Annotated in this window: 10 protein-coding genes; 6 read left to right on the top strand and 4 right to left on the bottom strand. The window is 37.5% G+C overall.

What is annotated here, in order from left to right; genetic code table 11:
• The first annotated feature begins 91 nt into the window (after nt 1-91).
• A complete protein-coding gene (locus tag BPOF4_RS17420) occupies nt 92-2,887 on the top strand; it encodes an S-layer homology domain-containing protein (RefSeq protein WP_012960550.1) in 2,796 nt (931 codons plus the stop codon).
• Nucleotides 2,888-3,126: 239 nt separating this feature from the next.
• On the opposite strand, the gene BPOF4_RS17415 is transcribed toward BPOF4_RS17420, so the two are convergent.
• Nucleotides 3,127-3,960: an IS3 family transposase gene (locus BPOF4_RS17415; protein ID WP_012960549.1), complete on the bottom strand. Its 834-nt coding sequence runs from the start codon at nt 3,958-3,960 to the stop codon at nt 3,127-3,129.
• A 624-nt stretch (nt 3,961-4,584) separates the two neighbouring features.
• Between BPOF4_RS17415 and BPOF4_RS17410 the strand changes: the two genes are divergently transcribed.
• The 4 genes from BPOF4_RS17410 to BPOF4_RS17395 all read left to right on the top strand — a co-directional run bounded on the left by BPOF4_RS17410 (nt 4,585) and on the right by BPOF4_RS17395 (nt 14,888).
• Nucleotides 4,585-5,226 carry an IS110 family transposase gene (locus tag BPOF4_RS17410; protein ID WP_012960548.1) on the top strand — a complete coding sequence of 214 codons (642 nt, stop codon included), beginning with the start codon at nt 4,585-4,587 and terminating at the stop codon, nt 5,224-5,226.
• 340 nt (nt 5,227-5,566) lie between these two features.
• The gene (locus BPOF4_RS17405) at nt 5,567-13,408 is read left to right on the top strand and encodes an S-layer homology domain-containing protein (RefSeq protein WP_012960546.1); all 7,842 of its coding nucleotides are present in this window, start codon (nt 5,567-5,569) and stop codon (nt 13,406-13,408) included.
• 159 nt (nt 13,409-13,567) lie between these two features.
• A complete protein-coding gene (locus tag BPOF4_RS17400) occupies nt 13,568-13,747 on the top strand; it encodes a hypothetical protein (protein ID WP_012960545.1) in 180 nt (59 codons plus the stop codon).
• A gap of 850 nt (nt 13,748-14,597) precedes the next feature.
• Nucleotides 14,598-14,888: a hypothetical protein gene (locus tag BPOF4_RS17395; RefSeq protein ID WP_012960543.1), complete on the top strand. Its 291-nt coding sequence runs from the start codon at nt 14,598-14,600 to the stop codon at nt 14,886-14,888.
• A gap of 180 nt (nt 14,889-15,068) precedes the next feature.
• Here the strand turns inward: BPOF4_RS17395 and BPOF4_RS17390 are convergent, their stop codons facing one another.
• The 3 genes from BPOF4_RS17390 to BPOF4_RS17380 all read right to left on the bottom strand — a co-directional run bounded on the left by BPOF4_RS17390 (nt 15,069) and on the right by BPOF4_RS17380 (nt 16,601).
• Complete coding sequence (locus tag BPOF4_RS17390) at nt 15,069-15,593, bottom strand: hypothetical protein (RefSeq protein ID WP_012960542.1); 525 nt, start codon at nt 15,591-15,593, stop codon at nt 15,069-15,071.
• Nucleotides 15,594-15,723: 130 nt separating this feature from the next.
• The gene (locus BPOF4_RS17385; protein ID WP_012960541.1) at nt 15,724-15,966 is read right to left on the bottom strand and encodes a hypothetical protein; all 243 of its coding nucleotides are present in this window, start codon (nt 15,964-15,966) and stop codon (nt 15,724-15,726) included.
• A 2-nt stretch (nt 15,967-15,968) separates the two neighbouring features.
• Nucleotides 15,969-16,601, bottom strand: a complete 633-nt coding sequence (locus BPOF4_RS17380) for a hypothetical protein (protein ID WP_012960540.1) — start codon at nt 16,599-16,601, stop codon at nt 15,969-15,971.
• Between the two features lie 661 nt (nt 16,602-17,262).
• Between BPOF4_RS17380 and BPOF4_RS17375 the strand changes: the two genes are divergently transcribed.
• Nucleotides 17,263-17,583 carry a DUF7686 domain-containing protein gene (locus BPOF4_RS17375; RefSeq protein WP_012960539.1) on the top strand — a complete coding sequence of 107 codons (321 nt, stop codon included), beginning with the start codon at nt 17,263-17,265 and terminating at the stop codon, nt 17,581-17,583.
• Nucleotides 17,584-17,733 lie beyond the last annotated feature (150 nt).

Genomic DNA, 17,733 nt, shown 5'->3' with positions numbered 1-17,733 from the left:
AACACTACGATTGATAGTATTAGACCAAAAGTGCGGAGTAGAAATATGTACATATCAAAGTGTACGCAAATTTAAAGGGGGATTTATCCACATGGCTTATCAACCAAAGTCTTACCGCAAGTTTTTAGCTACTTCAGTAGCAGCAGCAGTCGTTGTAACGGCAGCAGCACCTGCAGCATTAGCAGCACCAGCTGATGCAAAGTTCTCTGATGTTTCTTCATCCCACTGGGCTATCGATGACATCAACTACCTAGTAGAGAAAGGTGCTATCCAAGGTTACCCAGATGGTACTTTCAAGCCTAACAACTCTATCACTCGTGCAGAGATCGCAGTTGTTCTTGCTAACACTCTTGGACTAGATGTAGATTCTGAAGTAACAACTGACAAATTCAGTGATGTTCCAGCTACACACTGGGCTAACCCATACATCGCTGCAATCGTTGATCAAACTGAAGGTGTAATTGATGGTTACGAGAACGGTACTTTCCGTCCAAGTAACACAATCACTCGCCAAGAAATGGCGAAAATGGTAGTAGAAGCTTATGACCTTGAGCTAGTTGAAGGTAAAGACCTACCATTCACTGATGTTAGCGGTCTTTGGAGTACTGACTACATCAACATCCTTGCTTCTAACGGCGTAGCAGCTGGTATGACAGCAACTACATTCGCACCACGCGGCGAAGTACTACGTGCTCAAACAGCAGCATTTATCCACCGTGCAGAGGTTGAAGAAGAGCGTATCGAAGTTCCGGGTCTAGTTCCTACAGTTTCTTCTGTGACTGCTGTAAATGCTACGACTTTAACTGTAGTATTAAGCGACGATACTACTCATGAAGTAACTCTAGACACTGCTCTTGTAGCTAACGAAGCTACAGAAGTTACTTTCGAGATTAACGATGTTGAGTATACTGAGACTGTGACTTGGGTTTATGAAGAATTAGCTGTAGCATCTGTGAATGCTGTAAATGGAAAACAATTAGTTGTTAATTTCACACAACCAGTGGATGCTAGTTCAGTATTAACTTCTCCTACAGCTTCTACTAGCACTGTGAAAACTGGTGTACTATCTTTAAACAGAACATCTACTGACACACATAGTAATGATGTTGTTTTAGGTGTTGCAGAACGAGCTGTACTAAGTTCTGATGGGAAAACACTTACAGTAACAGCGCCTACTGGTCAGTTCTTCAAGGGCAACTATGATGTAACAGTTAAGGATGCAAAGAGCGGTCAAAACACAATTCCAAGTGTGATTAAAACAATTTCAGTAGACGACACTACAGCTCCAATTGTAAACTCAGTGGTTTATGTACCTGCAACTGATAAATTTGAAGTTACTTTATCAGAGCCTATTGACTCATTAACGGGTGAAGTATTACGTATTAACGGTCAACCTGTTGCTAGTGGGTTTGATGCTTTAACTGGACCAACAAATAAATTAACATTTGCTCGTCCTTCATCTGTTGCTACTGGTACTAATGCAACAATTTATATCGCTGGATTTAGTGATGCGGCAGGTAACTTTGTTACTCCAAGTACTACAACAGTTCCTGTTACTCAAGATACAACTGCTTTAGCTGTTGCATCTTTAGAGCAAGTAACTAATCAAAAAGTACGTTTAACATTCAATAAAGAATTAAACTCAGCATCTAAGACGGCATTGGAAAGTGGTACAGGAGTAGTTGTAACTCGTCCAAATGGAAGTACTACATCAAATTTCACAGTTGCTCAAAATCTTACAGTAGACAATACTGGTAAAACTTATGATATTACATTAAGTGATGCTACTTATACTAACGGTAACTCTGAAGTCTTTGGTATCACGCTAATTAAAGATGCATTTACGGACGTTACTAATAATAAAAATGACCTTTATTCAAAATCAATTACTTTAAATAAAGATACTGTAGCACCTACTGTCACTTCTGCAGCTCTAGCTAGTAACAGACAAGCAATCGAAGTAACTTTAAGTGAGGGTGTTACTATTACAAACCCAGCACAAGTGAAATTACGTAAAGATGGTGCTGAGCAAACGGGATTATCTGTGGCTTTAAAGGGTGGTACTGATAACGTATTAGTAGTCTCTTATAGCAGTGGAGCTGAACTAGCAGGCGGCTCTTATCAAGTACGTTTAGAGGCAGGAGCAGTTACAGATTTAAATGGTAATGCTAATAATGCAGTTAATGCACCTTCAGTTTCTGTGTCTGCAACTCCAGCTGCTCCTTTAAATGTTGCTGTTGCTAATTCTGGCACTAACGTATTTACTGTAACTGCACCAACTGGACAAACATTTACTACTGCTAGCCTAAACCATAATAATTTTAGAATCGATGGGCAGGCTGTAAGCTCAAACTCGGATATTACTTTAAATTCTACTCGTGATATTATTACAGTATCCTTACCATCTGAGGACTCGGTTAAAATTTCTGGTAATGCTTTATTTACTACTAATGGTTTAGCATTAGAATCCGGAAGAGCTCTTGCTACTGCTACTGCTACTGTTACTGTTACTGATAATACTGCTCCAACTTTAACAGGTGCACAATTAGTTAGTGCAAACGTAATTAAGTTCACTTTCGATGAGAATTTAGATGCTCTTACTCTAACTGATGCTGCTGATTTAATTGATGATATTCAATTATCAAACGGTACAGTTGCTTACAATGGTGGTTTTGCATCCGGAGCAACTTCTGGTGGAGATACTGTAGTATCTTCAGTAGATGGTAAATCTCTAGTGGTCACTGTATCACCGAATAGTGATTCAAACTGGGCTACGGTTGTTAACTCATCTCAAATTTCAGTAACAACATTAGATACTGCTGACACAATTAAAGATGCTAATGGTGTAGTTATCCGTGATAACGTGAGAGTTAATTTAGTAAAATAATATAGGCTCCTAGGGTGTTGGTGACTTTGCGTTGCGATCTCTAAAGTAGACACTATATATTCGGATTTACCTCAAAGAACTAGAGCCAGTGGGCTTTGGTTCTTCTTTTTTTCTTAGCGTATCCTAGTGTCTCAGAGCACTGATTGCCAGTCAAGGAGGCCACTTGACAGCCAATCAATGCCCTGACGAGTGGTAATTAGGGCTAAGAAGGAGAAAATGTGGCGTTTTTGCCCCTTTTTTTAACTCGCCGTCTTGTAACGGGCAGGAGTGCTGTAATTTAAAACCCCTTGAACACGTTTGTGATTATAGTAATAGATAAAATCATGAATAATCGTCTTAGCTGTCTCTATGTCTTTGGCTGATTTTAGCTGCTTTCGTTCAGATTTTAGAAAGGAGAAGAAGCTTTCAATACAAGCGTTGTCTATGCAGTTAGCTTTTCTGGACATACTTGGATTGATTTTGTACGTAGCCATTAACTCTTTCCATCTATTTGAGCGGTAAGGCATTCCTCGATCAGAGTGGATGATCAGCTTCTCATCTCTTTTTCTAATCTCTAGCGCATATAAGAGGGAGTCTTCTACTAGTTGAATATCTTGAACATATGATAGTTGATATCCTATTATATAATTATCATGAAGGTCCATGACCACAGAAAGAAATAGTTTCTTATTACCAATGGGAAATTCCGTTACATCAGTTACCCACTTTTCACTTAATTTTATCGTTGAAAAGTCTCTTTTTAATAGATTTTCATAAATGTTCCCTGCGCCTGAAGTGTTTTTTCCACTAATAGATTTTCTTTTTTCCTTGCGAGCTTGGCTTTTATAACCTAATTCACGCATTAATCTTCTTACTACTTTTTCACTTATGTCGATGCGATACTCATTTCGTAAGACAGCATGTACTTTTCTATACCCATAGTTCTTATGGTGTTGGTGATAAATGATAGTAATATACTCTGTTAGTTGTTTATCGTTGCTTGATTTCTTTCGCTTTTTTCCTTTAGCTTTTCTATATTTATAGTAACCAGCTTTTGAGACTTGTAGCTTCTCGGTTTCGGTGCCTGTCACCACCCGAATTTTGTCGAAAGTTTAGTAGATAAATAGAATGAATTAGAACTATCGCTTAACAGCGGTAGTTCTTTTTTTGTTTGGCGTAACAACCAATAACTCAACCATATATTATAATCATAGAATCTAAATCTCTACTACCTGCCCTAATTCCCATTCGAGGAGTTAGCGGTTTCACAATAAAGGGGTCAGACCCCCACTGCGTTAAAGTACTAAAGTGAATAAGTAACAAAGAGAGGAAACTGGCCTTCGGGTTGGTTCTTTCTTTTTTGGTTTGGTAGAATTGTAAGTGGAGAGGGATGGAGGTGGGGACTGGGGTCAGACCCCCAGTACTAAGTATCCACAGTTGTCTTCTTAGCGAAAAGAGATGGTTGCAGAGCAGTTGATTGAGAACAGACAGTGGAAGGGGTTAGCTTCACTGGACGATTGATTCGTCAATTGGATGCCAAAATAAGTGCGGCAGAGGAACAAGAAATGATGTAAAGTATGGAAAGCGGAATTGCAACCGGTTTCGGTGCCTAGTATAATAAATAGTTCTTCAACATACAAAAAAAGCCACGTTTTCATATAAAATAGAAGCACCTACTACAGAACTTCCAAAATAACCCCGACCAAGGAGATGAAAACGTGACATATACGTTATTGAATCATATTCAAGGGAAAATAGGAAGTCGCTGGGCTCACTTTGTTAAAGAAAATGGTGTTGATCAGTTACTAATTGTAGCGGTTGATGCAGCTAAGTACACCCATAAGGTATTGTTGGCGAATTTTTATGGAGACATCTTAATCAAACCATTTGAAATCGACGCTTCTGAATCGGGTTTTAATAGGTTGAAGAAAAATGTAGAGCTTGTAATGAAAGAAAAAGGTTACGAGAAAGTAGTTTTAGGAATTGAGACTACTGCACACTATTATGAGGATCTTGTTCGATTAAGCCATAGTGAGAACTATCATGTGAGAATTATTAATGCAGCTTCTACAGCTCAAGAACGAAATACCTTAATGAATTGGTCTAAAACAGACAATTTGGACCTCATGACAATTGTGCAATCTGTTATTCATGGCAGAGGAACTTCGAACGAACTTAGGTCGGGAATCGTGTTAGAGCTTCAGAAGTTAACCAGAGCGAGACGAAATCTTGTTCAAACACGCACAGCCTTAGAGAACGCAATAAGAGTTCATCTGGATCAGGTTTTTCGAGAATTTCAAGGGAAAAGCATAGTAGTGGAGGGGAAACGGCGACATATTCAACCGTTCTCTGAACTATAGGTGTTGGTGCCTGTCACCACCCGAATTTTGTCGATAGTTTAGTAGATATATTGATTGGAAGCTCTGTTGAGAGAGATCTCGGCAAGGCTTTTCTTTTGTTTTTAGCTTTACTTACTTCAAGCCACCTCACTCATCACTTCTAAATTCTTCATCCACTCAACATTTCCCTCACTTACAACGCCTGCATCTCTAAGATTCGTCTTTAGCAGGAGCATTACATTAACCAACTATGAAAAAATAGTTCATTGAAAATAATTACATATTTTATGTACATAAATACCTACTTAAGTGGTATAATTTTCTATGTTATATAATATAAAAGTAGGAGGTAATTATATCTATGTCTAGAAAGAAGTACAACCCTTTCATTATGACGATCATGATTTTTTTCATTGTTTTTTCTTCTTTTGCGCCAGCTGTTGCAGCTACAGCTTCACAGACTGCAGGAAATGAAAAACTGAAGATTGACATTGATGAAGATTATGAGCTTGTAGAAGGTACTGTTCGTGTTATGTCGCTTACTGAGAGTGAGACTGGTGGGAGTAAGCAGACATTTTTAGAAGGAAACATTCAAGGGGACAGTGGAGAATACTATATCCTTGTGGAAGACATTTCATCTAAATTAAATGGTATTAGTGAAAATACAACCTTTAACGCAAGTATTGAAATGAAGGTTCATGATCATTTAACAAATGAGACGTTATATTACTACCATTCTCAGGATTATGGATTGGAAGAGTTCAGAGAAGCTGCTTCAGACGGTATCGCTTGGAATCATCAAGTCGATCGGATTACCCTCGATTCTCCTCAAAATTTCAATCTCACGTCCCTCTCCCTTCGCTTTGTAGCTCAAGGTTCTACGGCGACAGTGTACTCTGTGGATGGATTTTTAATTGAAAACTCCACGGTAAATATAGGGGTAAATGGTACATTAGATAACACCGGTTATTTATTATTTGATCAAATTGATTTTTCTCAATCTAGTATTTCAATTGAAGAGCTGATAGATCGAACAGAACATGTCAGTTTTGATATGGATGGACAATCATTTGTTCCGTTGTCATTTGGTGCACAGTCCAGTGAATTGCATCTTTCTCAAACGCTGCGTCAAAGTGCTAACTCGTTTTCAGATATCTATGTTACAAATGGGTATTATGATAGTTTCACATATACAGAGCAATGGAATATTGATTCAACAAAAGAGACTGTAGGTACCTTGTATTGGGAAAGTAAAGGTGTGGATTTAACAAGCCCCCTAAGTTATTTACTTACTGCAAATTTCCCTTTATATATTAATGCTGAAATTTTAGAAGGGGGTCCTGAGCACGGGAGCATTCTAGAAGGTCAGGCTTACGCGTACAATAGTCAATTTCAGTTAATGAATATGATTTATGAACAACCGATTGATTTACTAATTAATGTCTATGGAGACAATGATCGTATAATTGATCATTTTGAATATTCATTTCAAGATAACTATTTCTCTTTCCCTCTTAGTGAGGATCTTAATGAATATAAAGTTGAATTTTCATTAAATCATACTTCACTAAATGATGAACGATTTAACCAAACGCTTGTGTTAGATAACGGTGGTTCGACTCCTGTAAATCCTGATCCTTATGATCCATATCCAATCGATGATGATGTGGAAGGAATTACATTTGAGCTTGCAAATGGGTATATGCTTGATCGCGGGAAATTAGAAATTATCAAACTGAATGATGATGGATATGATCACCGCATTAGTACTACCAGCTTTACAAGCACTCATCTTCCAAGCCGTAATATTAACACTCATTGGATTGAAGAAGACAGTCAGTATGAAATTGGAGTATATTATCAACTTGAATATTATACAGAAGGAGATTTCGAACCCGTTATATATATGGATTTTATGACTATGACAGGGAAAGAAGTTCTTGAACTAGTATATGGCGGTAAGATTAAATGGAATGATCAAATAGTGAATATTATGGTTCATTCCGAAGATGATTACCAATATGGCAGCATAAGCTATCAACCTATAGGAAAAGCATTACCTTTTGAAAATTTTTCCAGTCAATCTAGCAAGTGGCTAGTACCAAATGAGAATGCTAAGATGCTCTATAAACATGTAACAAGTAATAATGAGGCCATTTTATTTGAAGCTGAGCTTAATGTAGAAGCAGGGGCGCAATTCTCAATAAAAGATCTCATTGAACAAACCACGTATGCAGTTACTTTTGAACGTGATGGAGAGCCTTTAAATGTAACAGGGCTCGGTCTAGTCATTGATCAATATTATCAACATCTTTATAGTTCTGATGGTGGTCCAATTAATACCCTTCACTTAATGGAAGGAAATGTTGATGTGGAGCTTCATTTAGATAATCGTGATTTAAATTGGTCTAGATGGATTATTCAAGACTTCAATCCTAAAAATCAATCCACCATAGATTTGACCGGTGAATTTAAGGAAGAATTAACGTATAGTTATATATTTAATGATGAAGGTAGCTCCTATGTTGGATTAGGTTTTAATGGTTCAATTGGTGAGGCGAAGTTAAATTACTACTCCTCAGACAATGAAGAAGGGCATTTCTATTACGAAATTAGAAACAATAAAAATGAAGTGATTACTGAAGGTTATTCTTATAACTTTGGCTACTTGCGTCTTAGCGAAGAAGAGTTGCCTGCTGGTAAGTACACAATTAAAAGACAATATGAGTTATTTGGGCAGGATCAGACCTTCGAACATAACTTCACTATCGAACGTCAATATGATCCATCTGAAATGACTTCTAATTATGGACAACCTGTTGATGTTACGTTACCACATTCGTTTGATAATATTTTAGAACATGAGACGAATGTACAGGTTAGAACCAAGTCGTACGTTCATGGAATTGAGAATTATTTTTATAAGAATGATGTCGACTTCACCGAATATGAAATATACGATGAAGTTCCTTATGAAATAACTGTATCGTTTATCACTGATGATAGAAGAACTCTTGTTTATCATGAAGAATATACAGGAAAAGAACTTTGGAATTTATCAAAATTGGATTTAACGAATGTAGATTTTAGTTCTATCCAATTTACAAATGGTACAGATGATGAATTGGTTACGTTTAGTATTCACTTCCTAAATGGGAACTACCCATTCTTTGGAAGAAGCCATTACGACCACAATAATTTACCTACAATTTATTTTAATAAGGCGGAGTTAATTAATATTGGATATGTAATGAATTCAGATTCTAATGAGTTACTTATTTTAGAAGATCAGCTAACAGCAGGTGGATTTATACAGTATGAGTTTCAAAATGATCGTACTGGGTTGAAGCGATTTACTTTAGAAGGCCTAACTTACCCAATTAGTAATATGTATACGAGTACTCGTAACTTTGGCCATTCTATTTGGGTCTATGATGACCGAAAGCAAATAGAAAATATTAGAGATATCCTTTTTGAGGAAGATACATCTAATTCTATTGAGTTTACGTATTATGTAGATCAACAGTTTTGGGCCAGCTATCAAGCTGATACAAGACAAATGAAAGAAGATAAGGTTTATACAATTGACGAAAAGATCTTATTTGAATCAGTAAATCTAACCAGAATAGATAATCATCATTATTTTGGTTCAAATTATGTAGATAATGAATTAAAAGAGATAGAAGGAACAAGATTGTATTGGACAGTAGATGCTAATAATCGTGATGTTCAATTTAACCAAGTTTCAAGTTTTTCAGCTGATCAAACATTCTCTTCCTTAGAACTTCGAAATCAAGAAGGTGAATTAATCTGGTCAGATAAAACAAATAATTTCTCCAGGTGGGGAGGAGTAGATTTACCATATTACTTACCAGTAGGTGAGTATAATCTAACCATTCATGCTGATCTCCCTTTTGACACAGAAGTTCGTCTTTCTGAAACATTTACAGTAACGGAAGAGCCTCCTGTTGGTGGGCCATTACCAGGGGATATAATTAAGGACGATGAAGAGGGCGAAGAAGAGGAGCAAGAATATCCAGAATTCTCGATTCGAAATGTGGATGTTAAATATGAAGCGAGTGAATTTAATTTAGGCGTAATAGGTACTACTGTTCAACTTCAAGCTGAAGCGTCAAATGTAGAAGGTGCAGAACTAACTGCAACGGTTTATTATTCAGAGGAAGATTCTACAATGGTTACACTTGAGCAAGCTGAGACGAATGTAGAAACAGAGACAGCTAAGTATAATGGCAGCTTTGAGATCCCTGTTAACAAAGAGAAGATCTCTCATATTGAGTTTGAGCTGACAAGTGGTGAAGAAACTTCTGATCTGTATTCAAAAGAAGTTAATTTGTTAATCGGAGCGACGGTAAAAGGACAAGTAGTTGGTGGATCGCCTTCAACAGAAGTTCAACTAGCGGGTCCACGTTTTATAAAAGCTTCGCTTAATGAAGATGGATTCTATGAAGTTGGTGGACTTCCTTCAGGTCATTATTTTGTAGATGTAAAAGTATCCGATTCTCGTTATATGTATGCAAATTCAGCTACCCGTTTACAGCTTGGTAAAGTTGTAGAAGTTGCTACAGTTACATTACCGGAGCTGATTGATGTTGCGATTTCACTTCCGAAAGACGTAGAGGAAGTTCGCTCTATTTATTTGTGGAGCGCTGAAAAAGAAGAATCGTATTATCAACATCAACCAAAGATAAAAGATGGGAATATTACCATTACTGGTATTTCGGCTGCATCAGATTATTACTTAGAAATTGATGCACCAGGATATGTTCGTTATGTCGACAATAACGTGATAATTAATGCTGAAAATAAGATTGAAGCAGAGCTAGTGAAAGCTGTTAGCTACAGCGGTTTGGTAGTTAATGAAGAAAATCAGCCAGTTTTATGGGCAAATGTCTATGTGGAGAACGAAGAGGTTTGGTCATACGCTACCTCAAATGAACGAGGAGAATTCAGCATTGATCTTCCGACTTCAGGTGAACTTGAGCTTCAGGTTTCTGCAGATGGATATAAGAATAAGAGAGTGACAATTAATGAAGGTTCGTCGTTTGAGATTGGAAACATTTCACTTGAGAAAGCGGATTTCATTGAGGGTATTGTTGTGGTTCCTGGTGATACATTAGAACCCGCTAAACGTTTATGGATTAATGTAAATGACGAGTATGGCAAGTATATTGGCTGGGCTCGCACAGACGATCATGGTAACTTCTATGCCAATAACCTAGGGGATTCAGAAGGTCCATACACTTTAAGTGCATACTATAATGGTCAGAATTATACGCTTGAAAATGTAGGCTCAAAAGAGTTCGTCACAATGATTTTACGGGATGCAGGAGCAGCAGCTTGGGCTGATTCAACGATAAAAGCAGATCACGAGTTAGTGAAGCCAGGTGAAGAGGTTACATTTACAATTAATTATAAGAATAGTGGGGAAGCAGTCGATGAGTTAACGATTGATCTTAAGGCAGATCAGTTAAAATCTATTGTTTCAGATGGATTCAATCCAGAGAACAACTCATGGGTTCTCAAGGATGTCACTGCTAATCAAGAAGGAACCATCACATTTAATGCAAAGGTAAAAGAAGATACGAAGCGTTCGTTTTTGACAGAAGCTATATTAAAAGCTGGTGACGCAGAAGCTACGATCATAACAAACACCAGCGTCCTTTATGGAGCTGTTGAAGTACCTGCAGTAACAGGTTCAGCAACAATTGTTGTTAGTGGGGAATCGACTCCAGGACAACCTGTAATAATTCAAGATGGTGAGCGTACATTGGCTGAATTCACGCCATCACAACGTAAATGGACAAAAGAAATTGAATTAACTGATGACCAAACAAAGGATCAAAAGTTTAACGTTAGCCTGACAGTTGGAGAAGAGAGCATGACTTATTCTACGGCTGCACAAACAGTAGAATATCAACCATCATTCCCAACTGTAAAACTCGCCTCATTCTCAGCAGGATGGCATGATCAAGTTACGTTAAACCCATATCAATCTTTAAACAAGTTCCCAATCATGGAATTGGTATCAACCATTGATGTGAAGGTGGAATTTGAAGGAGAAGTAGAGAAAGCGTATTTACATTTCATTGGTGAAAAACACGAAATGAAGAAATATGGTAATACTTGGGCAGTAACATTTCCAGATGGCTGGAGTTCATCTGGTGATCAATTACTTGAGGTGGAAATCGTAAAAGATGGGCAATCCGTACGAGTTCCTTTAATGGAAGTTCTAGTTCTCATTGACCCAGCAGGTTATGTATTTGAAGGTAGTATGGAAAATCGTCTGCAAGGCGTTACAGCAACTGTTTATGAAGTGAACGGAAGCCAAGAAGAGAAGTGGGATGCGGTTAACTTTGGTCAAATCAATCCGCAAATTACTGATCATAATGGTCGCTACCGCTGGGACGTACCAGAAGGCACATGGAAAGTAAAGTATGAAAAGGCGGGTTATGAGCCGTATACAAGCCGTGATGTAGTTGTGCCGCCACCTGAAACAGAATTAAATGTACCATTAATTCGTCAATCTGCACCTCGTGAACAAGATGTGTTAACACAAGTGACAAGTACAGATAAAGAAATAACCGTTACTTTAACATTTGATCGTTTAATGGACGTGGAGACTGTAAAAACAGCGGTGCAGTTAATTGATGTAAACAGCCAAGAAACAACTAAACCGAAATTAACAAATGAATCTGATAGTGTAGCTGGATATCAAGTCGTGAAAGATGAAGATGACAAGGTTTTAGACTACAAATCAGATGATAGTAAAAGACTATTACAAGAGTTCACATTTACCGCAAGTGATTTAACTGCAAGCTCTGCATATCGATTCAATCTTTCAACAGATGCGCAAGATTATGCAGGGAAACCATTAAATCAACAGAAAGCTATTTCTGCCAGTACTTCAGCAACGGCTGAAGAGGGTAAAGATGAGGAAGAAGAGGGAGTTGACGATGGTTCTGATGGCGGAAGCCCTGGAGGAAGTACAGGCGGTGGAACCATTACACCTCCAACTCCAGAAACGCCAAGTAATGGTCATCTCATTTTTGAGAAAGAAGTAGTAAAAGATGGCGATGTTGAAATGGTTAATGTTACCTTATCTGATGCGCTATTAGAGAAAGCGTTAGAAAATGCTCAAACAACTTCATTAAAAATGGAGGTTGATCATCAATCTGGTCAGCATGTTTCAATTCAGTTAGATTCAAAACAGGTTGCAATGATGAAGCAACATTCAGTTAAAATAATTGAAGTAGTAACCAGCTATGGTACGTACCATTTACCTTTAAGTGAAATGGATACAGTTGAGACATCTTCGTTTGACATCAAGATCTACCCAATGGATATGGATCAATCTGTTGATGTAAACACGGTCTCAGATGTTATTGCATTTGAAGTGAGTGTAACAACAAATGGTAAGACGAATTCTCTTAATCGTTTTAATCAATATGTAGCTCGTTCAATTGAAGCCAAAAAAGATTTAATTCCTGGCCGCAGCACGGTTGTCCGTCTAAATGAAGACGGAACATTTACTGCTGTACCAACGAAAGTGAATGGGAAAACAGCAACATTTAACAGCATGACGAATAGTCGTTATGTAGTAGTGGAAAACGCAGTCTCATTTAAAGATGTTACAGCAACCCATTGGGCGAAGGATGCGATAGAAGCATTAGCATCTACGTACACGTTCCACGGGTTCCCTGACAGCACATTCCGTCCAACTGCGGATATGACACGTGCTCAATTAGCAACCTTATTAACTCGTGCTTTAGCATTGCCAAGCAGTGGAGGGTATGATGGCCGCTTTAGTGACGTAGCAGGCAGTGAGTGGTTTGCTGATGAATTAATGCCAGCTGTTGAGTACGGAATTATAACTGGTCATGCTAACGGTACATTTGCAGGAAATGACCCTGTTACACGTGAGCAAGCAGCTTCAATGATCGCTCGTGCGATGAGCGTTGCTGGTTATGATAGTAGTAACCATGAAGCAGTTGACGTATTAGAAGACTTCCCTGATGGAGAAAAAGTATCTGCATGGGCAAAAGATGAAATGAATATGATTGTACAAGCTGGAATTATGAGTGGCCATAACAACGGCGACTTAGATTCAAAAGGCACAGCAACACGTGCACAAATGGCAATTATGTTGTCTGAAATGCTCAAAGTTGTTGGGTTAACAAATTAATACTTTGAAAAGGGCCCCAATGAATTTATTGGGGTCTTTTCTTTCTATTATAGTGATCAATGTATAAAATATAAAAAGTTAAAAATTCCAAATTAATCCTATTAATAGGCACTTAAGTGTGGTAAAATAGTAACTAATTACTGTTTGGGAGGATATTTAATGTTGTCTACTGTACATATCAAACCAAGAATCACTGATACTATTAAGCAATGTAAACAATGCGGCGATGAAATGACTAAAGATAAGTGGGAAGAGCTTTCCTTGAAAGAAGGAATTCTTTTTGATGAGTTGTATGCATGGGTTTGTACAAACTGTGAGTATTATAAAAGAATCTTTTAAGAAGGGTAGATCTATGCTTTAATTAAGAAGAAAGAAATAAGGGCGAGAACAAGCTAGGCCATTCCAAACGTTTGAAAAACTGGCTTAATAACATGAAAGACTCGAATCGTGTCGACATATTTAATTAATTTAAATAATCTGCTTCGTAAGTTAATCGGCTATAATATACTGATGGTCATTGACATAGTACGCTGTCATCAACCGTTATATGTCGAAAAGTCCTGTTGAGAGAAATCTCATCAGGACTTTTTTTTCTGTTTTTCTATCATATCCTTACTAACCACTCTACCTACCACTCCTACAACCACCCCCACCACAAACCCCTCCATCAACCCAAACACTCCGCACCCAACGGCGGTCACCGCAAACAATCCATACGCCCTTCTATCAATCTCTCTCCCAAGTACCATATTAATATCGACTAGCCTGACTGCAGCGACAATAATCAGGTTTCGGTGCCTGTCACCACCCGAATTTTGTCGAAAGTTTAGTAGATAAATAGAATGAATTAGAGCTATCGCTTAACAGCGGTAGTTCTTTTTTTTGTTTGGCGTAACAACCAATAACTCAACCATATATAGGTTTTGGTGCCTATCACCATCAAAGTTTGCTTTACAAGAAACGTAGGACCACAAGTCCAGGAATAGGGGTCATCCCCTCACTCCTTTAAAGGATAAAGAAGAGGGTTATCGCACAATTGCGGTAGCTCTCTTTTTCTATTCTTCTAAACCCCGTAACAACAATGACTTGAAATATTTAATATAAATATGTATAGACATTAGAGCAAGAAGAAGTTAAACTTTCTTCTAAAGATGCATTAAATGAAGCTATCTTTGCGACAGGTAATAAAATGTTCATTAATTTAGGTATCACAGGTCGTCATGCTGTACTTGAGAAAGTACTAGATGGTGATGGCAAAGTAGAAACAGCGGTTAATAAAGCAGAGGAATTAGAAGCATCTGTACAAGCTGTAAAACAGCATAAAACAATTGATTCACTCCGAAATGCACTTGAAGTACTGCTGCTGCAAAAATTAGCTACTATTCCAGCCGAGTATGGAGAAGAAGTGTTACAGAAACTAGTTGATAATTCAAACTGGAATGGACTGTTTCAGCTAGAACGCTTGTCCAACGAAAAGTAGAACAAAAGAAGGCAAGAATGGTCAGAAAAATGACTGTTCTTGCCTTTTTTCTTGAAGAAACTCCGGGACGATTCTGATGTTTTAATTTTCTCCAAATAAGAGGGGCTAAGCGGTCTGTTTTCCATTGGTATAAAACACCTAGGAGCCATTTGAAGAGTGGTTGAATAGGAAGAGGAAGGCTCATTGCTTCGATAGGATTGGCCATCTATATTCTAAACGCCAGCCCGTCTCGTAATCTTGTTTATTTGCATGATAATCCTCCCAATCTAATTCTACGTATGTGTATCTCCACTTGCTCAGATCATTTAAATTTGTTCCTAATATCTTTAACGAACCAGTTTTCTGGTGATTAGAAAATTCTTGAATCACGCGGCTTCCTAAATCGTAAGACCCTTTACTTTCTTTTGGACAACCACCGATGCCATTGTAAACAATCCAAAATTCATCAGCATCAGTTGGCTTAATCATATGATGTAAATCTCTTCTGTTTTTAGAAAGTAGGGGTATATTTACAGCGCCTATATGCGTTGATGCTTGTGCTTGGCAAAGTTCCTCCATTGTATAAGAGGTTAGAATCCAATATAAGCCACTACTCTTTTTTTTAGGGCGATCTTCCAACATTAGATGACCATTATTATCTCGGTAAATTTTTAAAAGTCCTTTTTCGTTCTTTTGTGCCTCTATTTCTGCAATTCTATTTTTCACTTTCGGCTACTCCTTATTGGGCAATTTGAAAAGGTTCAAAATTTGTATATGCGGAATGAGATTCTTTTATTGAAGTATTCGGTTACTTGCAACGTAGTAGATTTCAAGGAGATAATAGCTCTTTTAGACTTCACCTTAATGGTCCTAGTTTAATAAAAGCACGCTTATTAACCTCAAAGGCATATATATTTTCATTTTCAATTCCTAAACGGAAACAGAGGTGTTTCCCTAGTTTAATTCCTTGCATTGCTGCAATATCAACTATTTTAGTTATATTCTTTTTAACCAAATCTTCATAATCTCTTATTACTTTGGTGTAATAATCAGAAGTACGTACAACATCTACACTAATTCTAGAGGTCGCAATACCCATACCTACGGTGCATATACAACCCCATCTTCTATTTCTATAACTGAATTTGCACCTCCACGCCGCAATTTGTATATATCTTTATTGGTAAGTCTGGGATGAACACCACTTATTTCTTTTAGACGAAAACTTTTTATAGAGCTAGGCCAGTTTTTATGTATTATTCTTACCATATCTTGATTTGTCCAACTTCCATGATTCATTATATTAATGAAATATGCAAATTGGTTGTCGAAACGTACAAATAAAAGAGGTCCAGTCCTTTCTATTAATCCATCTTTTTTGCGGATTTTTGTACCAAGATGCAAATGGTAAATTCCCCAATCATTCAGTAAGTCATCATTGTATTCTACGTCAAAAATATTGCTACTTAAATGAGGTCCTAAATCTATTCCCTTTTCCACTTTCTCGATTATTAGCTCCAAGCCTTCCCTCATATCATTACGAAATGTAAACTCTCTAGAAAGCAATACTTTCCTTGGAATTGGAGGGACTATTCTTCTAAGAAAATTAAAGTATTGAAAAGATATTTCTTTCGGTGATTCAGGAGGTTCATATCCAAGTGAAATTAGTGATCTTTTTAAATGTTGTATCCAGTCATTATAAAAGTCAATTTTAACATCATACGAATATGGCACAGTTTGTTCACCAACCTTTAAGTTTATAGAGAGTAGGGAAGGTGCCTGTCACCGCCCGAATAAAAAACGCTGTAATCCACACAACGGCTACAATGATATTAAGAGGTTGTTGGAATCCGTATTTTGAATTCAGCTATCAATTTATTGTATTCTTCTCTGTTTTCCAATTTTATTATACGCATTGCTGTTTTAAAACCTTTATAGACTTGATTACGTTCTAGTCATTAATTTTTTGTTCTACAAACGTTCTACCAGCAGAAGATAATTCATTAATGACTTTTGGATGAATGGGGAAGGTGCCTGTGGGTTGCGACCTCTAAAGTAGACACTATACATTCGGATTTACCTTGAAGAACTAGAGCCAGTGGGCTTTGGTTCTTCTTTTTTTCTTAGCTTATCCTAGTGTCTCAGAGCACTGATTGCCAGTCAAGGAGGCCACTTGACAGCCAATCAATGCCCTGCTGAGTGGTAGCTTGGTAGGCTAGTTTCACTCGGACCTCTCACTATAGTGCGTTAATTTGTAGATGTATTAATCTATCAGTTTGCTGTTAGCCTCGTGTGTGATATGGAGATGTTCGTCACTCTCTGCTAATCATTTACATTTAAAATGAGTATGACATAATTAAATGTAAGGTAGTAAATCAAAGCGTAGGTGATATAAATGAATACTTGTGATCGTTGTCAGGAAAATGAAGCTACCATCATATTTACCAATGATGAACAGGAGAGATTATGTGGGAGTTGTTTTAATGAAATGATGGCTGAAGAAGTAGGTGTCACGATGGAAACCATACCGGCTGCGATCTCTTTGTATGACTTTAATAGAAAGCGAAGGAACTTTATCCTTCAACAGCGTCTTTATCCAAACGGGATATTTCTAGAAGCTACTGAGGATATAGAGTATGGTTATCAGTTTGCGGTGCATGGTGAATTAGATTGTGATCAAACAGAGTCGGTGACCTACGGGCCCTGGACTTTTTAAAACCATTGAGAAGTAATAAAAAAATAGTGAGCAACAAAACCCACCGAGTAAAGTCTAGGTTTTAGACAGCAACTGGGTGTTTTTTTTATTGCTCTCTTAATGGAGCGTAACTTTTATGATTATTATTAAAAAAGAGGATTCTGAACTCGA

It is taken from the genome of Alkalihalophilus pseudofirmus OF4, from assembly GCF_000005825.2.
Taxonomy (GTDB): Bacteria; Bacillota; Bacilli; order Bacillales; family Bacillaceae_D; genus Alkalihalophilus; species Alkalihalophilus pseudofirmus.
Note: the sequence above shows the minus strand (reverse complement) of the source record. Positions and strands in the feature narration are given on the sequence as shown.